Annotated in this window: 13 protein-coding genes; all 13 read right to left on the reverse strand. The window is 73.6% G+C overall.

The features are described 5' to 3' along the window. Positions 1 to 33: 33 nt before the first annotated feature. A complete protein-coding gene (locus Sm713_RS40060; protein WP_249416051.1) occupies positions 34 to 2,328 on the reverse strand; it encodes a hypothetical protein in 2,295 nt (764 codons plus the stop codon). After that, entirely contained in the window at positions 2,328 to 6,563 is a 4,236-nt protein-coding gene (locus tag Sm713_RS40065; protein WP_249416052.1) for a putative baseplate assembly protein, read from the reverse strand. Before Sm713_RS40065 ends, Sm713_RS40060 begins: the two co-directional genes overlap by 1 nt. Further along, on the reverse strand, positions 6,560 to 10,114 hold the full coding sequence (locus tag Sm713_RS40070; protein WP_249416497.1) for a putative baseplate assembly protein: 3,555 nt from the start codon (positions 10,112 to 10,114) through the stop codon (positions 6,560 to 6,562). Before Sm713_RS40070 ends, Sm713_RS40065 begins: the two co-directional genes overlap by 4 nt. A 104-nt stretch (positions 10,115 to 10,218) precedes the next feature. Further along, positions 10,219 to 10,605: a GPW/gp25 family protein gene (locus Sm713_RS03320; protein ID WP_212908186.1), complete on the reverse strand. Its 387-nt coding sequence runs from the start codon at positions 10,603 to 10,605 to the stop codon at positions 10,219 to 10,221. After that, complete coding sequence (locus Sm713_RS03325; protein WP_212908187.1) at positions 10,602 to 10,949, reverse strand: hypothetical protein; 348 nt, start codon at positions 10,947 to 10,949, stop codon at positions 10,602 to 10,604. The genes Sm713_RS03320 and Sm713_RS03325 overlap by 4 nt, the downstream gene beginning before the upstream one ends. A gap of 17 nt (positions 10,950 to 10,966) precedes the next feature. Beyond that, entirely contained in the window at positions 10,967 to 11,500 is a 534-nt protein-coding gene (locus Sm713_RS03330) for a phage baseplate assembly protein V (protein ID WP_212908188.1), read from the reverse strand. Positions 11,501 to 11,532: 32 nt separating this feature from the next. After that, entirely contained in the window at positions 11,533 to 12,672 is a 1,140-nt protein-coding gene (locus tag Sm713_RS03335; protein ID WP_212908189.1) for a hypothetical protein, read from the reverse strand. Positions 12,673 to 12,773: 101 nt separating this feature from the next. Next, positions 12,774 to 13,190, reverse strand: coding sequence for a hypothetical protein (locus Sm713_RS03340; RefSeq protein WP_212908190.1), 417 nt, complete (start codon positions 13,188 to 13,190; stop codon positions 12,774 to 12,776). Positions 13,191 to 13,291: 101 nt separating this feature from the next. Continuing rightward, complete coding sequence (locus Sm713_RS03345) at positions 13,292 to 14,002, reverse strand: hypothetical protein (protein ID WP_212908191.1); 711 nt, start codon at positions 14,000 to 14,002, stop codon at positions 13,292 to 13,294. Beyond that, positions 13,999 to 14,544, reverse strand: a complete 546-nt coding sequence (locus Sm713_RS03350; RefSeq protein WP_212908192.1) for an SUKH-4 family immunity protein — start codon at positions 14,542 to 14,544, stop codon at positions 13,999 to 14,001. Before Sm713_RS03350 ends, Sm713_RS03345 begins: the two co-directional genes overlap by 4 nt. Before the next feature lie 14 nt (positions 14,545 to 14,558). Next, positions 14,559 to 21,542 (reverse strand): DUF4157 domain-containing protein, encoded by a 6,984-nt coding sequence (locus tag Sm713_RS03355; protein WP_212908193.1) that lies wholly within the window; start codon positions 21,540 to 21,542, stop codon positions 14,559 to 14,561. Beyond that, positions 21,539 to 21,973, reverse strand: a complete 435-nt coding sequence (locus Sm713_RS03360; RefSeq protein WP_249416053.1) for a hypothetical protein — start codon at positions 21,971 to 21,973, stop codon at positions 21,539 to 21,541. The genes Sm713_RS03355 and Sm713_RS03360 overlap by 4 nt, the downstream gene beginning before the upstream one ends. Beyond that, positions 21,964 to 24,132 (reverse strand): ATP-binding protein, encoded by a 2,169-nt coding sequence (locus Sm713_RS03365; RefSeq protein WP_212908194.1) that lies wholly within the window; start codon positions 24,130 to 24,132, stop codon positions 21,964 to 21,966. Before Sm713_RS03365 ends, Sm713_RS03360 begins: the two co-directional genes overlap by 10 nt. Between the last annotated feature and the right edge of the window lie 16 nt (positions 24,133 to 24,148).

The following is a 24,148-nucleotide window of genomic DNA, read 5'->3' on the forward strand; positions in this document are numbered from 1 at the left end:
GCATCTCCGGCCGTCAGGTCACGTATCCGATCGTCACGTCACATAGAAGATCCCCGCGTCCGCGCCCGCCGGCGTGTACTCGGCGATCCGGGCCCGCAGGCTGTCCTCCCGCTGCGGCAGGTAGAGGTCGTGGAAGGCGCCCATCTCCGCGCCGTCCTCCGCGCCCCGCCGCAGCTCGGCGGCGCCCCCGTCGGCGAGGCGGCCGTACGAGGGGGTGCCGTACCGCTGCGAGGCGAACACCGGCCGCACCTCGCCCGCGTGCTCGGCGCCCACCAGGTCCGGCTGGCAGCGGAACCTCCGCGGGGTGCGCGAGCCGGGCGGCACGTAGCTGAACCGCAGGCAGCCCACGCCCCGCCGCGCCACCCGCATCGTGCCGGTGAACAGCGAGTTCTCGGCGATCTGCACGGCGTGCGTGTGCACCTCGCCGATGACGGTGGTGCGGTGGGCGTGCAGCACGGCGTGCGCGAGGAGGCAGTCCGGCGCGGACAGCGCCTCGCGGTCGTGCCCCGTGGCGTCCAGGATGCTGTCGCGGATGTGGATCGGCAGCGGGTCGGTGGACACCTCGTCGCCGATGACCTGGATGGTGCCGAGGACGCTGTCCTCGATCTGGAGGCAGGCGGTGGTGCGGTCCAGCACGATGCTGGGCTCCTGCGGGGCGCCCGGGGTGCAGTCGGGCTCCAGCGACCAGCCCGGCACGAGCGTGCAGTGCCGTAGTACGACGGCGCCCACGGGACCGGTGACGTTGATGCCGCGTCCGGTGACCAGCAGCCCGTCCAGCACGATCCGCGGCGGCTCGCCCTCCCCGCCGTGGTGATGACCGTGGTGCCCGTGCCCGTCGTGGCCGTGCCCATGACTATCGTGCCCGTCGTGCCCGTGCCCGTGCCCGCGCTCACCGCCGTCGTGCCCGTGCTGCCCTCGGCGGTCCCCGCCGTCCTCCGCGCGGATGTTGAGCGCGTCGGGCCGGTTGCTGTACCAGTCCAGCAGCCGGACCACCGGGCGGCAGCCCTCGGCGGCCCGTACCTCCAGGCGGTCGCCGGGGTCCAGGTCGAAGTCCAGCTGCTCCTGGTAGGCGCCGCTGTGCATGATCTCGATGATGCCGTCGGGCCCCACCCGCCGCGCCCGCCTGTCGTGCTGCCAGTCGCGGTAGGCGTCCATGATCCGCTGGTACCGCCGGCCGGGGCCGACCCGGTACACCACGGCGTCCGGGCGGGGCACGCGGTCCCGCAGGTAGCCGCCACCGCCGAGGTCGGCCACGCCCGCGTAGTGGAAGTCCACCCAGACGCCCTGCCGGGGCGCGGAGCGTGCGCCGAACGCGATCCGCCCCAGCTCCGGGTCGACGGCCACCTGCCCGCGGCGCGGCCGGTAGCGCCACTCGGACAGGTCGGCCACCACGATGTCCGACAGCGGCACCGGGCGGTCCTCGCCGTCCCTGCGGATGACGAAGCTCTTGCCGGGCCCGTAGTAGTCGGCGAGCCGGTCGTGCAGCAGGCGGCGGCCGATGAACGCGGGCACGTTGTCGACGGCGGCCACGTGCGTGGCAGACGGCTCCGGCACCGGACTGGTCACCAGCGGGCTGTCGTTGCCGAGGATGGAGAACGTGTAGAGGTTGCGGGCCCGGTCGATGCAGTACGCGGGCGACTTCGCCAGCGCGTACGCCTTCAGCCGCCACACGAACAGGCCCACCCCGCCGGGCGTCAGGCCGCCCTGCCGGCGCGGGGAGCCGGCCCGCCGCACGTCCACCGAGCGGGCCACCGCCCCGAACGGGCCGCCGGCCAGGTCGAGCGCCGCCCCGTCCCGCAGATCTGCCGTCCTGCCACGGCCCAGCCGGACCGTGTCGGCGACCGGCGAGCCCGTCCCGTACAGCTTCACCGGCTGCCGGTGCGCCACCTGCGTCGACAGCTCCACGGCGCGCGCCGGCCACCCCGCGACCTGCTCGGACAGCTCCTCCAGCAGCGCGAGGGTGCCCTTGCGGCGGCGGCTCGCGACGGTCGCGGCCACATCGCGGCGCGGCGCCAGCGCCTCCGCCAGCCGCTGGAGCGAGGCGTCCGGGCGGCCCCCGTCCCTGAGGCCGCCGGCCAGCACCCGCTCGTAGCCGGGCAGCGGCCGGTAGCCGACCAGGTCGCCCAGGTACGGCAGCACCCAGGGCGCCGCCGTCTCCACGAACAGGTCGTCATACCCCTGCTCCACGCCGCTGCGCACCAGATCCAGCTGCTCGGCGATGACGGCGAGCAGCGCCCGCAGCGGCTCGGGCGCCCGGCCGTCGTCGCCGTCGCGCAGCCGGTGCCACTGCGGAAGCAGCTCCGCGAGCCCGTCCGGCTCCCTGGACATCACTTGACCTCCGTGAGAATCAGCGTGTCCGCGACCTTCGGCGTGAGCAGCGCGAGCTGCGCGGGCCTGATGCCGCGGAAGACGAACACCGAGCGGCCCCGCGCGAGGCGGCGGGTGTCGGTGATGTCGGGGTTGAGGCGGAGCAGTTCGGCGAGCGTGATGCCGGACCTGCCCGCGACCGAGGTGAGCGTCTCGCCGGCCGGGTCCGTCACCCGGTAGGTCTGCTCGTCGTAGGTGGCGGTCCTGGCCGGCACGTGGGCCCGCGGTCCCTGCGACCCGTGCGCGCCGAGCAGGTCCGCGAGCTGCTGCGGGGTGGCGGACGCGGGCACTCCGGTGAACGCGTCCACGTCCACGTAGTCGACGCCCGGCACCGACTGGGCCGCCGCCAGCACCTCCGACAGGTGCGCCGGGCGCCCCAGCTCGCGGCCCTCGAAGCCGAGCCTCGCCAGCAGCGCCGCGCGCAGCCGCGGCTCCACCCGCGCCCACTCGTGGTCGGGGGCGACCTTGACCCGGGCGGCGAGCAGCAGCAGGACCAGCTCGCGGGCGTCCACCCGCACCGGCAGCCGGGCGTCGCCGTACTCGGTGAGCGACGCCCGCAGGGTGCCCAGCACCTGCGAGTCCTCGGAGATGACGACGTCGTCGGTGCCGGCCACGGTGACGTGCAGCACGCGCCGCCGGCCGTCGAAGAGCTCACGCGCCTGGGCCCGGCCGATGCCGGCCCGGGAGCGGGAGAAGTCCTCGTAGTCCCGCTCGGAGACCAGCCGGTCCAGCGCGGCCACCGCCAGCGGGACGGTACGGCGGGTCAGCGCGGGCCCGTCGGCGTCCGCGCCGCCCGCGGCCGGGCGGGGGTTGGTGACCGCGGTGACGCCGAGCGGGCGGGTGATGGCCTGGGTGACGCGGTCCGCGCCGACGTTCGCCGCCCGCCCCGTGCCGAACCGGTAGCGCGCGCGGACGTTCTCCTGCCCGGTGGGCAGCCGCGCGCCGTGCACGCCGTCGCCGAACGTCACCGTGGTGCCGCCGTCGCCGGTGGTACCCGTGATGTAGACCCGCTCGTAGGGGCCGCGCCCGGCGAGCGAGTCGACCTGGTGCCAGAGCAGCCCGTCCACCCGGACCTCCAGCGTGGGCGTGGCGCCCAGCGGGGTGTCCGACGGCAGCCAGGTGAGCGGGGACTGCCAGAGCCGGAAGGTCTGGTTGATCCGGTCCGCGTCGCCGCTGCCGATCGGCTCGTCGCGGCTCTCGCCGTGCGTCGCGGCGACGACGTTGCCGAGGACCTTCACCGTCTCGCGGCGGTAGCGGTAGGCGAGGTCGGTGGTGAGCGTCAGCACCGTGTGCACGTGGTCGCCGGGCAGTTGCGGGTCGATGCGCTGCGCCGCGTCGTGCAGCACCACGACCTCGGTGGCCCGCACGCCCGCGGTGCCGGGGATGTCGCTGCGCTCGCCGGACACCACGAGGGTGCGGCCCGGCGCGAGCCCGTCGTACAGCTCGGCGAGCTCGATCTCGTTGCCGTGTACGTCCTCGCCGAGCGGCTCGTCCGCCGGCCGCAGCGGTTCGCCGCCGGCGTGGACCTCGGTGTCCCTGATGTGCGACAGCAGCACGTCGTGGTCGTCCAGCCAGTCGTCGGCGAGGACGAGTTCGGTGCCGCGGCCCGTGATCCCGTAGTTGGTGTACGCGGCGGTGCGCGCCGCCACGACCCGGGTGGTGACGAAGGCGAGCTCGGGGTCGCCCGGGATGCCGGGGAGGGCGCCGGGGCCGGTGGGCGTGGTGCTTCCGGTGCCGGTGCCGGTGCCGGTGCCTGGGTCCGCGGTCGTGCCCGTTCCGCTGTTTGATCCGGTACCTGTTCCGGTGCCGGTGCCGGTGTTCGAGGCCGCGTCCGAACCGGAGCCGCTGCCCGCCGCCGAGCCGTCGCCCGCCGCCGAGCCGTCGCCCGCCGTAGAGCCGCTGCCCCCCACCGCGCCGCCGTCCGCCGGAACGGCCCCCTTGCGGGGCCGCAGGATGGCCACCCAGCTGCCGACCGTGATGCTGTCCTGGACGGAGTCGAGCTGGAGCAGCCGCCGGTTGGCGGGGGCCGGCTTGGTCGCCAGGGTGATCTCCACCGAGGGCGGGCCGCCCGCCAGGCTGTACTCCATGGCCACCTCGAAGTCGCCGTGCGTGAACTGCACGGGGACCTCGGGCGCGAGGTGGCTCTCCCTCGCCTCGCCGTTGTTGACGGCCGCGAGCACCTTGCCCTCGTCGTCGGGCCGGCCCACGAACAGCGTCCGCTCCGGCAGGCCCGCGAAGAGCTGGGCGGTGATGCCGGCGTCCTGCGAGTCGGCGGGGCGGCGGCTGAGCCAGTGCAGGTCGTTGTCCTGGCCGGTCCTGGTCGTCAGCAGCACGCTGCCGGTGGCGAACGGGAACGTCCCGTCGAACGGCAGGTTCTGCACGTACTGGAACGACGAGCCCGACTCGGTGTACTGGAACTCCGCCCGGATCGGCACCTTGCCGGCGGTGTCGAAGACGATCCGCATCATCGTCAGGGTGCCGCCGGTCAGCGGCCAGTCGGTCTGCCGCACCACCCGGCCCTTGTCGTCCTGCACCGGCTTGAGCGGTGCCGTCGAGCCGAACACGGCCGCGGTCACCCGCATCGCCAGCAGCTCCCGCAGCGTCTCGTCGGTGCCCGCCGCGGTGGCCTGCCGCCACGCCGGGTAGAGCCCGGCCGCCAGCCGCGGGTCCAGCGCGGACAGCAGCTGCGGGGTCAGGCCCGAGCCCATCCGGAACGGGCGCCCGCCGCCGGTGGCGGGCAGCGGAGCGACGCTGGTGCGCAGCGCGGGCAGGACGTTGCTCAGGGCGGCCAGCGCCGCGAACCCGGGGTCGTGCGCGCCGTCGCCGGCCGCGTCCCCCGCCTGAGCACCGGCACCGGGCGCCCCGGCACCGGGCCCGCCCGCCGCGTCCCCGGCACCGGGCCGGCCCGCTGTGAAACCCGGTCCGGCCCATCCCGCCGTGAACCCGGGTCCGGCCCACCCCGCGGTGAACCCGGCACCGGACCGTCCCGCCGTGAGCCCCGGTCCGATCCAGCCCCCCGCCGGCCCGGGGCCGGCGGCACCCGCCGGGGCCTCCGGCACCGACGGGCCGAGGCGCACCGCGCGGGCCCGCATCTCCCCGAGTACCGCCTCCAGTTCCTCGAACCAGGCCGCCACGTCCGCGTAGGGCTCCGCCAGCACCTGCGCCTCGGCCAGCCGGTCGTGCGGCTCGGCGAGGCGGGCCGCGAAGTCCTCCGGGGTGGTCACGTTCGGCAGGTCGGCGCGGAGGGGGGCGAGGACCTGGATGTCGAAGTCCTCGATGAGACGGCTCACCGGCCGAGGGTTGGGCACCTGCGGTGTGGGCGGCTCGTCGCCCGGCTCGCCCGGCGCCTCGGGCAGCGCGATCCAGCGCCCGGTCTCCTCGATCAGCTCCTTCAGCGTGGGCGGTGCCGACTCGGGCAGCCGCACCGCCGTGACCGCCGCGTCGCGGTCCACCCGGAGCCCGGCCACCGGCAGCAGCCGCTGCCCGCCGGCTCCGGCGCCGAAGACGAACAGCAGCTTGGTGCCGGTGCTCAGCCCCGTGGCCGTGCCCGCGACATACAGCTCGGGGCGCGTCACGAGGTCCTCGGGGGTGAGCGGGACGGGCCGGCGGCGGCGCACCGCCAGCTCGTTGAACCGCCAGCGCGCCACCAGGTCCTCGCCGGTCTCGAACGTCTGCGTGTCCTCGCCCGGGGACGCCGGCACGCTGTGGCTGCGCGCCCCACGCGGCACGGTCACGGCGACGTCCGGGGCGCGCGGGTCCCGTTCGAGGGTGTACGCGAGGTGGGTGCCCGCGGCGACGCCGGGCCGCGGCCGGTGCCCGACGAGGCGGCCCAGCAGCACCAGCGAGCGCTGCTCGTCGGCCGTGCGCAGGTACGCCTCGTCCGCGATCCGCTCCGAGTGGAACGTCAGCAGGTCGCCCAGCACCGCCGCCGCGTCCAGCAGCCCGAGCGCCGGGTCGTCCGGGGTGCGCACGGTCAGGTCGCGCAGCGCCGGATACGCCGGCGAGGCCAGCCGGTCGCGCAGGGCGGCGAGGAAGCCGCCGTACTCGCCGACCCGGTAGTCCAGCGCGTCGCGGCCGGGCGGGTTGTGCGGCGGGACGGGCGCGGTGCGCTCGTCGTGGCCGCCGCACGCACCACCGCAGCCGCAACCCCGGTCGTTGCCGGGGCCCGGCCCCGTGGGCAGGTCCGTGGCACTCATCGCACACCCCCGAGAGTGATCTCCAGGCGGCCCGCCTCGGGCCGTTCCGGATCGTTGTCGCATGTGGCGATCTCCAGCGGGCCGAGCCGCAGCACGCCGTCCCCGATCGCCGAATCGTCAACCGCTCCTGCGTGCCCGCCGCCGCTGTCGGAGCCGCGGAACAGCCGCCCCAGCCGCGTCACCTCGACGCTGACCACGCCCGGCACCGCGGCCGCGACCGCCACCAGACGGCTCAGACGCACCGGTTCGCCGAACGTCAGGGCATCCGGGTGGAAGAAGCCGAGGCGCCCCTTGCCGAGCCGCCGGCTGCCCAGCACCCGGTACAGCTCGGCGAGGATCTGCCCGTGCTGGTGGCCGGGCGCCGCGCACACCGTCAGCGCGATGTCGAGCGGCACCAGGCGGGCCGGGCCCACCACCAGGGCGTGGCCGATGAGCCGGTACGGCTCCAGGGCCTGCGCCACCGCCGCCAGCAGCCGCGGCGCGGGGTCCTCGTCCCCTTCGGAGTCCACGGCGATGTGGGCCTCCTGGCCGCTGCCGGTCCAGCGCAACTCGGCCGCGGCGCGCTGCACGCCGGGCAGTTCCGAGGCGAGCACCGCGTAGTCCTCGGCGGTGACCGCCCTCCCCCACTGCCTGAAGGGCGTGGGAGGTGCCCCCAGGGTGCGCCGCAGGTCCAGCGGGGCGAGCTGGCGCACCTGGTCGACCGGTTCGGGGTCGGTGCCGCCGAGGGCGGGCAGGGGATTGCGCACCCCCGCCACCGGTGCCTGGACCGCCCGGTTCTCGTCGTCCTCGTCCCGTACCAGGACGAGGTGGTTGATGGCCTCGGCGCCGACGTTGCCGGCCCGGCCGCCGCCCAGCCGGTAGTGCACGACGAGCCGCGCGCCGGGCGTGGGCCGCGCCCCGTACCGCCCGTCGCCGAACCGCAGCGCCAGCCGCTCGTCGTCCTCCAGCTCGCCGACGAAGTGGCGGTCGCGCGGGCCGCTTTCGAGCAGGTCGCGGCGCGGCGACCAGACGGCGCCGTGCCCCCTGCCCGGGCCCCGGCCGCCGCCGGCCGGGTGCCCCTCGGCAGTGGTGTGGCCGTCGTCCGCGACGTGGTCGTCCCCGCCCGCCCTGCCGTCGCCGCCGGGGACGTCGTCCAGCTCGTGCAGCCGGACCGCGGGCAGCGCCGCGCGGGGGTCCTGGGCGAGCGCGGCGCTCGCCGGGCCGTGCAGCTCCGGCTCGTCCGGGTGCAGCCCGGCCGTGTAGCCGGGTCCCCAGGTCTGCTCGATCTCCCAGGCCAGGTGCCCGTCGAGCACCGTGCCCGCGCGGGCCCTGGCGGTGAGCACCTCCAGCCTGCGCCGCTTGCCCGCCAGCAGCTCGTCGCTGCGGTGCAGCAGGTCCCGCAGCGCGCGCTCGGGGTGCCGGCGCAGCTCGAAGCGCTCGATCACGTCCAGCCCGAACACGACGGTAAGTTCGGCGATCTCGCCGTCCGCGAGCCCGTCGCGGTCGCGGGCGCTGCGCCACAGCTCCACCAGCCGCTGCCGCAGCCGTCCGGGGATCGCGGCGAGCCGGTCGGCCTGCCCGGCCGCCACCCGCTCGGGCAGCGGGAACGGCACGGCCTGGGCGAGGGGGGAGCGGTCGAGCCGGGGGCGGAAGCGGGGCGGGATGCCCGGGTAGACGCTCTGCGCCAGCAGCGTCCGGAGCGCCGAAGCCTGCTCGTACGCGGTACCGGGCACGACCCTCCCGGAGCCGTCGCCGGACGGCTGTCCCGTGCGCCGCAGCCCCGCGAGCTCCAGGCCGATGCCGGCGCGCAGCACCGCCGCCTCGCCGACCACCGTGAACAGCTCGCGCACGTCGTCCGAGGTCAGCAGGCGCCCGCTGGCCGCCTTCCGGGTGAGCGCGCCCACCAGGCGGCCGGGCGCGTTGCCCTCCTCGCGGTCCCCGCAGCCGAAGTCCGGCGGGCAGCACGGGGCGACGACGGCCGGGTCGGGCGGCACCGTCACGGTCGCCGGCAGCTCGCCGCGGCCGAAGGTGCCCGGCACGCCCGCGCCCGGCGGGCCGCCGACGGAGCGCCCGTGGTCGACCAGCACGACGTTGCCGCGCGCCACGCTCACGTCCGCGACCGGCGCGCAGCCGGGGCCGCCGAGCGTGGCGAGGCAGAGCGGGAAGTGCAGCGCGTCCTCGGGCGCCCAGGCGACCTCCAGGACCGGCTGGTCCTCGACCGCGTCGTAGGCCGGGGTGACCGACGTCAGCCGCACCGGCTGGCGGTGCGCCGGGTCGGCGTCGCCGGGGGTGCCGGAGCGGGGGCCCTTGACCTCCTCCAGGATCAGCACGTCGCCGGCGCGCAGGCTCAGCGTCCGTCGGCGGCCGTGGTGGTGGTCGTGGCCGTGGCCATGCCCGTCTCCGTGGCCGTGCCCATGGCCGTGCTCGCGACCATGGCCGCCGTGCTCGTGGCCGCCGTGTCCGTGGCCGCCGTGGCCGCGCCCCGGGCCGTGCCGCCCGTCGCGGTCCCCGTTCCCGTGCCCGTTCCCGTGCCCGTTCCCGTGCCCGCTCCCGTGTCCGTTCCCGTCCCCTTCGCCGCCCCCGTCGGCCCAGCCGTCCACGAGGGTGGCGGCGGTGGCGCCGCGCGGCAGGGCGCGCACCTCGCCGCCCCAGGTCCACAGCCGGATGGTGTTGTGCACCTCGCGCAGCACCAGCGGGTCGGCCGTCACCGGTTCGAAGACCTCCACCGAGCCGTGCTCGTCGAGCACCGCGAGGTCGCCGTCGTCGATGACGGTGCCCGGCTCGGGCCGGTCCTGCGGGTCGCGGGAGTGCACGTCCACCGCCGCGAACCGGAACGTGCCCGGCAGCAGCATGTGCTCCCCGGCCGTCTCGACGGTCACGAACGCGCGCGCGTTGCAGCCGTCGTGCATCGCGTAGTCGATCAGCCGCACGTGCCGCCGCACCGAGACCCTGCGCCGCGCCGTGTCGAGGTAGGCCTCCGTGGCGACCGCGTCCTGCTGGTAGCTGATCCGGTCCCCGGTGTACGCCAGCAGCTCCACCAGCGTCATGCCGAGGTCCGCGGGATTGCGCTCGACCCAGCCGGGGGTGGTCAGCGCGAGGCGGTCCAGCAGCAGCCGGCGGATCGAGTCGTAGTCGCGCGCCGTGTAGTCGATCACGGGCGCCGTGGGGAAGTCAGCGGCGTCGCCGTCCCGCTCGCCGTCGCCGCAGTCGAACGGCGAGGGGCGGTCGAAACGGAACGTGAAGTCGGCGCCGAAGTAGCGCTGCTCGAAGCCCGGGTACGGCTCGGTGCCGGGCCGCCCGTACGGGTCGGCCTCGACGAGACAGAGCCGGTAGCGGGAGGTGTCGCCCGCCCTGTCCACGGTCACCACGAGCCGGTCGTCGAGCTCCGGGTCGTCCTCGCGCTCGACGGAGGTGTGGGTCGCCCGGATGCCCGTGATCCGGCGGCCGCCGTCGATGCGGACGTTCTCGGGGCCGAGCCCGTGCGGGGCCTTGCCGAGGAACGTCACCGTGAGCGTCAGGCCGTCGTCGTCGGGCTCGACCGCGTCGATGCCGTTCAGCCGCTCCGCCCTGATCCTCGCCCGCCGGTCGGGCGGCCACCCGCTCCCGCCGCCCTCGCCCCCATTGCCGTTGTCACCCCTGTTGCCTCTGGTGTCGCTGCCGTGCCCGAGCCCGCCGCTCACGCCCCGGCCCTCCCCTCGAAGATCTCGTCGCGGCGGTGCCCGGTGGCCCGCACCACATAGCGCAGGAACACCCGCACCGCGTTCTCGTCGCTGACCACGTCGAGCCCCTCCACCTCGATCAGGTCGCCCACCCACCGCTGCAGGGCCGCCTGCACGGACAGCTCCAGGGCCGCCGCCAGCTCCGGGCTGTTCGGCGTGAAGACCAGGTCGAGCAGGCCGCAGCCGAAGTCCGGGCGCATCACCCGCTCGCCCGGCGAGGTGAACAGCACCTGCTCGACCAGGTCGTGCACGTGCGCGTCACGGTCCGCGCCGGCCGTGCGGCCCCGCCGGTCCACCCGGAACGGGAACGCGATGTCGGTGCGCCGCCTCGGGTAGCCGCTCATCCCGCCGCCACCTCCCTGCGCGCCGGCGCCACCACGGGCCGGCCCGCCGGCACCAGGTGCGCGGTGAAGCACTGCGCGTGCGTGACGTCGAGCAGCACCGGCACCCCGTCCACCACGACCCCGTCCCGCTCCGCGTCCCACCGGACGCTGGTGCAGGGCGCGGGCGCGCCGTCCACGGTGCGGGTGCAGCCGATCACGGTCCAGGCGCCGGCCGCGGTCGCGACGGGCGCCCCGTCGATGCGCACCGCGTCCGACGCAGCCGCGAACGCGGCGACCGCGCGCCCCCCGTGCGGGCAGCTGATCACGGTGTCCGTGCCGAACAGATGGCCATGGGTCCCGAACATGGCGTCCTCCCCCCGTCCTAACGCTTCTTGGGCACGATCAGGCGGCCCTCGTTGATGTTCACTTCGTTGCCGATCAGCGTGATCACGGCGCCCTGGCTGTTGCCGATCGTCACGCCCTTGTCGTCGATCTGGACGTAGGCGCCGCTCGCCGCCTGGAGCCTGATGCCGTCGACGTCCGGCACGTGCGACATGATGATCTTGTGCTTGCCGATCGTCTCGATGACGACCGGCTTGGTGGTGGTGCTCGCGTTCAGCTCCTTGAGGGCGTCCGGCGGCAGCTCGTCATCGGCGCCGTACCAGCAGCCCGTCCACACCGGGAAGCTCGGGTCGCCCTGCTCGAACTCCACCCACACGCCGCTGCCCTCGTGCGGCACGGCGAAGTGCCCCGCCTGCGGCCCCGTGAAGGGCAGGCAGGGCAGCGCCCAGGTGGACTGCTCGTCACCGAGCACGTCCGGCACGCTGACCTTCAGCCGGCCCAGGTGCAGCGGGTCGTTGTTGTCCGCCACGCGGCCGCGGAACTTGCCGAGGAAGCGGTTGTTCGGTGGCGCCATCTCGTCGACTGCTCCTGTCGGTTCTCGTGGTGCTAGGGGCGGACCCGGTCGCTGAGCGCGACGAGGCCCTCCCGGGAGAGGGTGAAGTTCTGCTGGTACGAGCCGGGACGCAGGTTGTGCGTCACGCTCTTGACGTAGTAGTCGCCGTCGTAGGTCACGCCCGCGCCGCGCACGCCCACCAGCTCGCGAGGCGACAGCAGGTAGCCGTGCTTGTTGACGTCGAGCTGCCCGGATCCCGAGATGGCGTCCGCGGAGGTCGCGGCGCGCGCCAGCAGCTCGGCGTTGGCCTCGCCGAGCTGCATCTTCGCGGTGCCCGGGAGGGTCCTGCGCTTCAGCGCGGGCGAGGCGTTCTTGGCCAGCGGCGGGCGCAGCGGCCCGATGTCGGGCTGCGGCAGCACCTGCCAGTCGCGCGTGGCCGGGTTCTGCCAGCGCGCCTGCGGCTCCTCGCGGGCCGTGCCGTCGTAGGCGAACGTCAGCTGGTCGACGGTGGAGTTGACGTCCATGTTGACGGTCAGCGCGTGCTGCCGCGTGCCGGTGCGCACCTCCGGGCCCCAGTAGGCGGTGGACTGGCCGGGCGTGGGACCCGGGACCAGGTAGAAGGTGTAGCCGTTCGCGCGCGCCAGCTCGTTCAGGAACTGGAGGTCCGTGCTCGTCTGGAACGGCACCCGCAGCTGTTCCTGCGGCGGCTGCTCGATCTGCTCGTGCTTGATATCGGCGTTGATGCCGAAGTCGGCGTACTTGTCGAGGACCCGCTGGGCGCGCTGCCACGGCCGCAGGTTCGGGTAGCGGTCGGTGCGCTCCTCCAGGTCCATCAGGAGGGTGAGGTCCTCGCCGGTGATGGTGAGGGTGGTCTGCCCCGGCTGGTTGCTGGCGCCCACCTCGTGCCGCACGATCAGCCCGTCCAGCAGCACGCTGGCAGTGCCCTGCACGGACACGCTGATGACCACCCGGGTCTTCGGGTCGAAGAACCCCTCCGGCAGCAGCCGGTCGATGATCGCGCCCCTCTTGGTGAGGTCGAACGCGATCTGGAACCCGCTGCGCTCCCCGGCGGTGCTGGTGATCTGCGCGGTGAGCAGCGCTTCGGTCACTTCCTGCGGAACGGGTGTGACGAGCTGGGGCCCCATGTGCATCTGGATGTGGATGGGACCACGGCCCACCGGTTCCTCAGCCACGGCCTGCCTCCGGGGTCCGGTGGGCCACGGCGGATCGTGTGGCTCCGCGGGCCACGGCGGCTCCCGCTGCTGTGCCGGCGACGGCGGTCCTCGCTCCTCGGTCAGCCACGGCGGGCCCCCGGTCCGGTGCCCAGGGTGGCGGCACGCGGGAAGCCGCCGGGCAGCGGCACCTCGATCGTCCGCCCCGGCTCCTCGGTCAGCTCGTGCGGGTCGAGGACGGGGTTGGCGTCGGCGATCTGCCACCACTGGTCCGGGGCGCCCAGGTAGCGCTGCGCGAGCAGGTCGGGCCGCTCGCCGTCGCTGACGGTGTGGGGGAGCGTGTCGCTCGTCTCGTCCCCGCCCCCGCCGTGCCCCTCCGGAAGGGGCGGCAGCAGGCGCCGCTTGGTGTACCGCACCTCGGTCCCGTCGGGCAGCGTGTGCACGCCGATCTCGGCGTCGTGGTAGCGGCTGGAGCGGGGGTACGGGTGGGCACCCGGTATCGCGTCCAGCGCGGACTCGTACGGCTCGATGGTGGCCATCTGTGCGGGTCAGCCCCTCCCTGGTCCGGTGGTTCCCGGTGCGGCGGTTCCGTTCACGGCGGCGGTTGCGGCGGCGTGGGCGTGGGTGTCCATGTATGCGGTCATGCCGCTCCTCCCGCGGCCAGGGCGCCGCCGCCCCCGCCGATGTCGCCGGGCGTCAGCCCGAGCGCCCCGAGGCTCCCGGCCCGGGCCATCCCGGCGAGCCGCTCCTTCTGCGCGAGGTGCGCGAGGTACAGCTCGGCACCGGGGTGCCCGACGGGCAGGTCGCTGACGGTCAGCACCTTCAGCCCGATGTTGAGCGAGGCGCGCATCGGGTTGAGGTTCACGTCGAACGCGGACTCGGTGATGGACAGTTCGGTGATCCGCACGGGCATCACCCGCTTGCTCCCCCACGTGAAGAGCGTGAGCGGCATCTCGATCGGGGTGATCTCGATGGCCCCGTTCTTCCCGAGCTGGCTGTTCTGCCGCAGCTTCTCGGTGGTCGGCTGCACGAGCATCTCCAGCACGGCGAGCTGCGGGTGGATCCCGTCGGGAGCGGCCACGTCGAGCTGGTCGGTCGAGTCGATCTCGGCGGTGAACTTCCAGGTCTCCTCGGCCGGCCCTTTCAGGCGCAGGGCCTCGTTCCGGTCCCCGGAGCCGGATCCTCCACCGCCGGAGTCGCTACTCGTGCCGGCGGTTTGGGGCGCGATGGACCGTTCGAGGCTGTCCGGGTTGAACTGGAGCACGATGATGCGCTGGGGGGTGCCGCGGGCGGGGTCGATGAGGACTATTCCGGAGCGGATGGGTTTGGGGATGTTGGGGTAGGTGGTCATGCTTGCCCTGCTTCGTGCTCACGGATCCGGTTAATGGCCATCGACCACCAGGTGTCTTCATTCCGAAAGGCGTGCGGGTCCCGGTCGATGAGTAGGGCCGCCAGCATGTCGGCTTCCTGTAGGCCTTCTTCTCCGGAGCCTGGCTGCTCAGAGATGTCGCGCTGTGCGATTCGGTAGATAAACTCCACAAAGTCCCCGAGGGTTGTGTTCACCACTTCTCCGTGAGGTTCATCGTGAAAGGCGATGAGCCCGACGAAACCGTCGCGTACATTCAGGAAGTACCGCATACGGTGGTCATCTTCCGGACCGCCAATGATCAACGCCCTATTGTCGCCGTTATCGTCGAAGTTTCGTACGGCGAAGAGGGGGGGACTTCCTTTGAGTTGAGTCGTGAAAATTGCGCCAACGCTCTTGGGTAGCCCTACATGTGACAGAATCAATGCATCGACTTCTGACAACCCTGTACGCAGTGCCTCCCGATATCCCATTTTCTCGATATTTTCTTCGCCGAAGATCTCTGCAAGCTCAGCGTGTGCAGCCATTTTCTCTCCTTCTGTCAGGTGATGCGAATGTCGAACGTGTATAGGGCCCCATAGTCCAGGTTTTGGGCGTTGAGCGAAGTGAAGATCTGATTGCCAATCTTTTGGTTCAGACCCTTGTCGATGAGGCGTAGATTATCGTAAATATCACGACCTCCCGATTGTAGTTCAATAGTATGGTCGGCCTGCATGTTTTTGAGCCGCTCCTTTACGTCCTTCTGGAACGGCGACCCTTTGGGTCTTGCCAGCGTGTCGGCTCGAATGATTGTAAGCTGCTTGAACTTCATGCTGAGATCTTTGATTCGAGTCGCTTGCGTAGGGTCCTTTGTGTCTGTGGGAGCGGTCTTGGGCGGCTTTATCCTCCTCGCGATGTCTCCAAACTGTGTGACCAGCTCCTCCTGGTCAACCTCGTCAAGAAACATCTCTTCTGCGCTGCTCTTGAATTTTGAGATCTCTCCCCGCTCGCCAGCTCTCTTGAGTGCTAGCGCCTTTCTGGCGAACTCGATCTTGTCGCTCATTTTTGTGGGGTCCCAACTGACTCTCGCTGTACCCCGAGGCAGGCTGGGATCACCGACAACCAGTGGCCTGCTCTCTCCGAACTCATTGCTCATATGTACACGATGAAAAGCGTCCTCCTCCTGGCTGACTTCTCCATCCCGGGCCTCGTCGTTTTCGGGACGCCATATTCCGTCGGCGGCCTTCATTTTGCGTAGTGTTTGGCGTGTGTCGCTTTCTGCTGTTCTGATGGTGCCAAGGATATTGTCGCTTGAATTAATTCGCTCTGCCTTGTCCAGGTCCTTGAGTATCCTGCGGATTTTTGCCATGAACTGGTCGGCGTCTTCTCTCCCCTTGAAGAGCAGCCACTCGTCGATGGTTGAGATGTTGAGTGCCTGTTCCAGGCGTGCGCGTCGACCGGGATCCTTGTCAAGGAACTCTTCCAGTCGCGCTGAAAGTTGTGCTTTTGCTCGCCTTCCTTCTGCCGCTTCCCCGGTGGGATTTAGTGTTGCATTTACCTTGAATGGATCCGAGCCGGTGGCTGTGAGTTCGGTGAGTCGATACCAAACCCTCAGGCCTAGCAGTACTGAGCGCAGGGAGAGCTGACTGGTTCCTCTGGAGAGGAGACGGTTCAGGAGTGGCCTGATACGGGCGATAATCTTTGCTAGTCGCTCGTCCTTGGACTCTTTCGAGTCCTCTTCATTCTTCCTGTCGTCCTTCTTCTGCTGCTTCGGGTTCCGCCCGTCCCCATCGTGGTGGTCGTCGTCCCGCCCGGGGCGACGGGGACGGTTCGGGTCGTCGTCTCGGCGCGGTCGCCTTGGGTCGCTGTCGTCGTCTCGGCGCGGGCGGTTGGGATCCTCGTCCGGCTTGCGGTCCCGGGGCCTGTTGGGGTCGTCGTCCCGGCGTGGACGGTTCGGGTCCTCCTCCGGACGCCGGTCCCGGGGGCGGTCCGGGTCACTCGGGCGGCGCCCGTCCGGGGTGCCGTCGTCCGGCCGGCGCGGGGCTGTCTCGTCCGGGCGGCGTTGCGTGCCCTCGGGGTCGTTCGGGCGCGGACGAGTCGGTGCCTCTTCCCCCGGGGTGCGGCGCGGGCGTGACGGCGTCGTGCCGGGGCGGTTCGCGTCCGGGCGGTTTGTGGAGGGGGCGTCGTCGCGGCGGGGGCGGGTGCCCGGGGTTGCGTCGGGGCGGGTGCCGTCGCCGCGGGTCGGGGGGCGGTCCGCGGGGCGGTTGCGGTCGGCCGGCCTGGTGCGGTCGCCGGGCCGGTTCCGGTCGGCCGGGCGGCCCCGGTCTGCCGGGGTGCGGGAACCCGGGCGCGTGCCGTCGGTCGGGCGGGGCCGGCCGGCGTCCGCCGACCCCGGCCCCTTCTTCGGTGCCGGCTTCTTCGGAGCGGAGGCCGACGTCGGCCGCGTCGCCGGGCGTGCCGGAGCGTCCTCGTTCTCCCGGGGTCGGTTCCGGTCGCCCGGGGTGTCGGCGCCACCGCGGCCGCCGCCACCGCCACCCCGCTTCTTCCCGAGGCCCTTCGCGACCCCCTTGAGCCGTTCCCCCACCTTCCCCACGTACTTGCTGATGCCGCTCAGCAGCCACTGGTACAACGTCTCCAGCAGGGCCACGACGCCCGACGCGACCGCCTTCGCGAACAGCACCGCCGCGTTGCCGCCCTTGACGGCCTTCAGGAAGTCCATGAACGCGCCGAACGCGCTGATGATCGCGCTCAGCGCGCCCCAGGCGGTCTGGAGGAAGTCGATGATGGCCAGCACCCAGCCCGCGCCGGGGATCAGCTTGGCCACGATCTTCGTGATGACGATCTCGCCGATGATCAGGGGGAGCTGTGGAAGGACGGCGTCCCACGCCTCCTTCGCCATCTGCTCCTTGCTGATCCCGCCGTTGACCAACTGCTCGAAGATCGCCTTGGGGATGCCGATGATCTCCTGGATCTTCTCGTTGAACCACTGCTTGACCGCGGTGACGACTTCCGGGAACAGGTAGTGCTGTGCCCCGTCCTTCGCCGCACTGCCGAGGTTGCTGACCCAGCCGCCCGGGTCGGAGATGATGTCGCCGACGATGGCGATGAACTCGCCGAGGCCGTTCAGCAGCCCCATGGCGAAGTCCATGACGGCCTTCACCGCGCTGATCACGGCCTTCACAGCCGCGTCGAGCGCGGCTTTCAGCGCGTCGAGGATGGCGCTGAGGATGCTCCCGAGGGCGTTGAGGAGCGCGTTGATGGCTTCCTTCAGCGCGTTCGCCAGCCGCTGCACCAGCGCGATGGCGGCCTTCACCAGGTCCGTGATCAGCTTCCGGATCCGGTTGGCCAGTTCCACGATGGCGCGGACCAGCGCCTTGCCCAGCTCGATCAGGGCGTCGATGAGGCCCTTGACCGTGTCGATGATCCACTGGCGTGCCTCGTTGATCCAGCGGACCACCGTGTCCTTGAAGTCCCGGATGAGACCGACCACCGCGTCGCGCGCCGCGCGGAAGATGCCGACGATCGCGTTCTTGATCTCGATGAACTTCTGCTTGATCCAGTCCAGCGCCTTGGTGATCCAGTTGCCGGCCTGCTCCTTGGGCTCGTCCTTCTTCTTGCCGGCGTCCTGCTCGGCCTGGGTGGCCTTGGTCTGGACGTCCTTGTCGTCCTTGTCCTTGCGGTCCGTGACGTCCTTGTCTGTCTTGTCTTCCTTGTCCTTGACGTCCTTCTTCAGCTTGTCGTGCTTCTCGGTCTTCTTGTCGCCGAGGTCGGCCAGGTGCTGGTCCTGGTCCGCACGCCACTGCTCGCGCTCCGCGGTGACGCCGGCCATCGCCTTGTCGCGTTCCGCGGACTGGCTCTCTGTGTTGGCGGAGACCTCCGCCTTGACCTGCTGCTTGTTGTCGTCCTGGGACTTGCGGGTGTCCTTGTCCTTCTGCTGCCGGCCCTTCGACATCTGCTGCTGGCCGTCGGTGAACGAGCGGTGGAACTGCGGTCCGCGCTCGTGCTCGGCGACCTCGGAGACCGCCTCCGGCGGAACCTGGCCGGTGGCGGGCGCGCCGGCGGCCGCCGGGGCCGCGCCCTTGCCCCGCTGGCCGGGGACCTTCGCCTCCAACTGCTCCTTGGGCGCGTTCGGATAGACCTGGTCCTCGCCCATGTTGCGGCCCGCGTCGTCGCGTGCGGCGGTGTGCACCTCCTGGCCCTTGGCGTCCAGGTTGGTGCCCTGCTCGCCGGCCGCCGAGTCCGCGTCGCCCTGCATGCTCACGCCCGGCGCGTCGCCGACCTGGGCCTGCTTCAGGGCCTCGTCCTTCGTGGGCAGCCCCGCGAACTTCGCCGCCAGGTCCGCCGGGTCCACGTCGGCACCGAAGAAGCTGCCGACGGCGCCGATCACGTAACCGGCCCCCATGGCCAGCATGTCGCCGAAGTCGGGCTCCTCCGCGTTCTCCGCGGGGATGTCGCCCTCGGGCTGCTTCGCGCCGCTGACCTCGGCGTCCTTGCCCTCCGGTGCGTCGGCCTTCTGCGCCGGGTCCTGGCTGTACTGGCCCGGGGCCTGCGTGTTCGGCGCGCCCTGAAGCGTCTGGGGCGCGCCCGCGGGCCGTTCCACCGACGGCGGCGCGCCCGCCAGCGACTGGTGCTCGTCTCCCACCGTGCGGTCGACGGAGCCGGAGACGCCGCCCAGCGCCTGGAGCGCCACGTGCGGCTTGAGGCCCGCGGCCGTCGAGAGACCGGCCTCCGGCGAGACCTGCGAGAGGTCCGGCGGCGGCGCCTCCTTCTTCGCCGCCTTGCCCTTCGCGGGGGCGGCACCTCCGCCTCCGCCGCCGCGCGGGGCGAGGGGCGCGGGTGCCGGCGGAGCCGACGACGACCGGGTCGACCCGGACGCGGCCGGGGGAGCGGCGGCGCGCGCGGGTGCCGGCGGAGCGGCGCCCCCACCCGAGGATCCGGACGAGCCGGAGGATCCTGACGAGCCGGAACTTCCGGAGGATGCCGCCGACGCCTTCGACGTGTCCGCGGACGAGGCGGTGGTGGACGCGGCGGACGACGGCGTGGCCGTACCCGCGCCCGACGGACCCCCCGCCCCGTCCGTCTCCGTGTCACCGGAGGCGGACGCGCCGCTTCCGGCGCCCGACACGTGCGAGTCCCGTGCGGACGACGGGGACTGGGTGTCGTCCGTCGGCCCGCCCTGCCCGGCCGTTCCCGAGCCGGAGCCGCCGGCCCCCTGCGTCCCGGTGGACGCGTCCTGGGCGCCCCCCGAACCCTCGGCAGGCGAGGACGCTCCACCGCCCGCCTCCTGCTGGGTGCCCTGCACCGCGTCCTGGCTCGGGTCGCCGGCCTGGTCGCCGCCCGTGCCCGCCTGGCCGCCGGCCCCGTCCTGGCCCTGCTGCTGCTTCTGCTGCTCGTTCTGCTCGCCCTTGCCGGCCCTGTCCCCGGCCGGATCCGCGTCCTTCTTCTCCTGCTCCGCCGTGTCCTTCCTGGCGTCGCCGGTGTCCGCACCGTCCTGCTCGGCCCCGCCCGGCTGCTGCTCGGCACTCTGCCCGGGGGCGCCGGTCGCCGCGTCCGGGGCGGTCTTCAGCGTGAGAGGGCCCGGGCGGGCGGCGGTGGCCGCGCCCGCCACCGGACCCGCCGACGCGCCGGGCCGCTGCGGTGCCACGTCCGGGTCGACGATGGCGCCGCTGCCGACCAGCGACGGCGTGCCCTCGGTCTCCGGCGGGCCGTCGCCGGCCGCGTCCTCCGCGTCCTCGCGGTCCCGCTGCGCCTGCACCTGCTCCGCCCGGGTCGGCGGCGCCTGCGGGAAGCTCGGCACGACGGGGGACTGCTCGGAGCCGACCTCGATCTGGTCCGCCGTCGGCACCGCCGACACGTCGAGGTCCGCCTGCGGGAGGAAGTCGTCCGGGCCCAGCTTGACGTCCCAGGCGCTCTTCGCCTCGGACGCGTTCGGGTCGAGCCGATTCGCCGAGTCCGCGTCCGCGTCCTGCCCGAACGGGTCGTCGTCCCCGGTCCGCCCCTCGCCGCCGAGCAGATCCTGGGAGCGCGCGCCGTCCAGCGTGCTCACCGCGCCGAGGTCGTGCAGGCTGGGGCCGGCCGGGCCCGGTGCCGTGGCGGGGACCTCGGGCACACCCCGTTTGTCCTGCTCCTTGACCTGCTGGCCCGCGACCAGCGGATCCACCGCGCCGGGGCGGTTCTTCGCCGCCGACCCCTCCTCGGTGGGGGCCGGCACGCCCTGCTCCTGGCCGCCGCCGGCATCCTCGGCCTGCTGCCCGCCGTCCTTCTTCTCGCCGGCGGCCTCGCCCTGGGCCCCGCCGGCCTCCTCCTTCTGCTCCCCGGCCGCCTGCCCGGCGGCCCCACCCTGCGCGCCGCCGCCCGCGTCCTGCTGCGCCGACGACCCCTGCGGTGCCGTGTCCGAACCGCCGCCGGAGCGGTCCGCGTCCGACTGCGGCCCGGCATCCGAGGAACCCCCCGAGCCGGCCGGCTCGCCCGGCGACGTGTCCTGGGTCTCCGACGACGTGCCGGCCCCGCCACTGCCCGACGCCGAACCGGACGGCGAGTCCTGCCGCGTGCCCGTTCCCGAGGTGTCCGTGCCCCGGCCGTCCTGCTCGCCGGAAGCGGGCCCACCCGGTGCGGCGGGCTCGACCCGGTCGCTCCGGATCCGCTCGGTCTCCGCGTCGTCCCGTTCCGTCTCCCGCTCGGTCCGGAGCTCCTCCAGCAGGTCGCGGTCGAGCGCGGGCGCCTCGTGGGAGTTCAGTTCCGGCTGGTCGTCCGGGGTGCCCCGGGTGTCGTCCGCGTTCTGGTCGAGCAGGTCCTCCAGCCGCTCGCGCTCCGACGTGAGCAGCCGCCGCTCCAGCCGGGCCAGGACCAGGTCCTGCACCTCCTCCGGCAGCCGCGACAGCGTGAGGCGGGTGCGGCGGGAGTAGTCGGCCGGGTCGCTGCGCAGCGAGCGCAGCACCTGGTTCGCCATCCGGTCGACCAGCGTCGCCGGGTCGACCATGTCCAGCCGGCTGCGGTCCGCGTCCACCGTCGCGTACCTGAGCCACCCCGGGGTCGCCTGCCCCGGCTCGACGTCCTGGGCGGGGGGCGCCGGCGAGGCCGCGCGGGACGGGTCCGCCAGCTCCTGTGCCGCCGACTCCGCCTCCCGTTCGATCGCCTGCTGCGGCAGGGAGACGGCGCCCAGGTCGCGGCCCGCGCGCAGGGCGCCGAGGCCGTCGGGGTTCTGCACGGTGTGCAGGAGCTCGTGGGCGAGCAGGCGGCGGCCGTCGGTGGTGCCGGGGCTGAAGGCGCCCTCGCGGAAGAAGATGTCCTGGCCGACGGCGACCGCGTCCGCGCCGAGCATGTCGGTGAGCGCGCCCGCGGAGCGGTCGGTGTGCAGGCGGATCCGGCTCAGGTCGTGGCCGAGCTGCTCCTCCAGCTCGCGGCGGACGGACAGGTCGAGAGGCTGGCCCGCGCCGCTGACGACGTTCTTCGGCTCCAGCGCGTGCGAGGCGGCACGCTCCTTGCGCTTCCTGCGGCGGTCACGCGCCGCCTTGGCCTCCTGCGCAGGCCGCTCCGAGGTGCTCATCGTGCCTCCCCCCGGCCCGCGAGGCCGTCGTGCACCGCGCGGGCCAGCTCCTGGCCGAGCCGTCGTGACGTCAGGTTCGCGGGCAGCGGCGGCAGCCCGCCGAGCACGTCCAGCGCCCGGGCGCCGCCGTCCGCGGCGAGCGGCACGCCCCGCTCCCGCACCAGGCGCCCCAGCTCCGCCTCGAACGCGGCCGTGACGCGGTCGGGGTCGATGGTGCGGGCGAAGCCGGTCAGCACGAGCTCGCCGATGTCGACGCGGAACGTCTCGGGGTCGTCCCGGGGCGGCCGGGACACCGCCGGACGCCGCGCCCCGGACCGCCCGGGACCACCGGCCTGCCCGCCGGGTGCGGGCGCCCGGCCCCGACCCGTACCGCCCGCTTCCGGCCCCCGGGCCCCCGGGAACGCCCCGCCCGGCCACTCGTTCACACCCATCCCCGCACCTCCGAAGGCGTCAGGGACCGCTCCAGCTTCAGGTACTCCGTGCGGGCCGCGGCCAGCATGTGCCGCATGCCGAGCTGCTCACCCTCCTCCGCGGCGAGGAACGCGCCGGACAGCGCTATGTTCCGGATCGAGCCGCCCGCCACCGTGAGCTGCGCGAGCAGCCCGTGGTCGAGGTCCTTCACGGGAGCCTGCGGCGGCACCACCCGGCGCCAGATCTCGGCGCGCTCGCTCTGCGCCGGGAACGGGAAGTCGACGACGAAGCGGATCCGGCGCATGAACGCCGGGTCCAGGGCCTTCTTCATGTTCGTGGTGAGCACGGCCAGGCCCCGGTACGCCTCCATGCGCATCAGCAGGTAGCTGACCTCCAGGTTGGCGTACCGGTCGTGGCTGTCCTTGACCTCGCTGCGCTTGCCGAACAGCGCGTCGGCCTCGTCGAAGAGCAGCAGGGCGCCGCCGCGTTCGGCCGCGTCGAAGACCCTGCGGAGGTTCTTCTCGGTCTCGCCGATGTACTTCGACACCACCTGGGAGAGGTCGATGACGAACAGGTCGAGGCCCAGCTCCCGGGCCATCACCTCGGCGGCGAGCGTCTTGCCGGTGCCGGAGCCGCCCGCGAACAGCGCCGTGACGCCGAGGCCGCGGCGGAGCGTCTGCGCGAAGCCCCACTCCTGGTGCACCGTCGCCCGCTGCCGGACGTGGGCCACGATCTCCCGCAGCACCCGGACGTGGCGCTCGGCCAGCACCAGGTCGTTCCAGCCCGCCGAGGGCTCGATCCGCCGGCCCAGCTCGTCCATGCCGAGCCGCGCCTCGGTGAGCCCGGCCGACCAGGCGAGACGCACCGCGTCCTGCTCGTCCTCCGGCCGGGCCTCCCCCAGGTCGCGGCGGACGGCGGCGGCAGCGGACCGCACCACGTGCGGCGGGAGCTGGAACTGCGCGACCAGCGCGCGCAGATCGTGCTCACCCAGCTCCGGCACGTCCTCGAACGCGCCCGCCCACAGGTCGAGCTGCTCCTCGTCGTCGAGGCGGGGCGCGATGACCCGCTCGCCGCGCGGCCGGTCGGTGGGGCGCGGCTCGTCGGCGGAGACCACCAGCGGCACCGCGGCGCCCGCGACGAACGCCTCCGTGGCCGCCCGCTGGTCCCGCTCCAGTTCACCGGCCTCCAGGAGCAGCGCAGCCGGCAGCAGCACCGCCTCCCGCTGCCACAGCCGGGCGAGCCGGTCGCGGGCCGCGGGGTCGGTGGGCACGTCGTCCGCGGCCATCGCGTACAGGCCGAGCCCCGAACGTGCCGCGGCGGCGGCCGCGATGTCCGCACGGGTGCGCAGGTCGCCGCCGACCAGCTCGACGAGGAGCGGCGCGTCGGGCCGGGAGCCGGCCGCCCAGCCGGAGGCGACGCGGTCGGCGGCGAGGTCGTGGGAGGGCGGCAGCGTCTCGGGCGGCGGGCAGCGGCGCAGCAGGCCGTGCAGCCGGGTGTCCAGGTAGGGGGAGCCCAGCAGGAAGTGCAGGATCCGCTCGTCGAGGCGGAGCCGGGAGGTGGTGAGCCGCCCGGCGGGGTCGTTCTCGTCCGGCTCCACCAGCCGCCAGCGGCGCAGCGGCGCCACCGGCGTGAGCGCGCTCCAGTGCGGCTCGTCGAGGGCGGCGAGCGCCAACGAGAACGTCGGGTACGCGCGTTCCGGCGCGCCGCTCGCCGCCGCACACCGCGCGCCCGTCGTCGGGTCCAGCTCGGCGGCGGCGGTCAGCAGGACGAGGTCACGCTCGAACGGGCTCAGGCCGAAGCAGCCCACCAGCGCGTCGAGGGCCGCGGCGGCCACGCCGGCCGCACCGGACGTGTCGGGGGTCCCGGGCCTCGGGGCGGCGACGGGTTCCAGGGGTCCGGTTCCGCCGGGGGCTCCGGTGCCTGACCCTGTGCCGGCATCTGCTCCCGCGCTCCCGGGCGCCCTCTCTGCGGCCGCCCCGGGCTCCGCGGCGACCCCGGGCCCCGCCTCCGTCCCACGGTTCGCCCGCCGCGCGTGGGCGTCGATGCGGGTGAGCACGCGGTGGAGTTCCGCGGTGAGCGTCAGGGCACCGGCACCCGCACCGGCACCGGCACCGCGACCAGCGCCGGGCGCGCCCTGGCCGGGGGCCGCGCCGTTCGTGCCGTTCGTGCCGTCGTCCATGCCCTCACCACCCCCC

The sequence above is a fragment of the Streptomyces sp. TS71-3 genome, assembly GCF_018327685.1.
Taxonomy (GTDB): domain Bacteria; phylum Actinomycetota; class Actinomycetes; order Streptomycetales; family Streptomycetaceae; genus Streptomyces.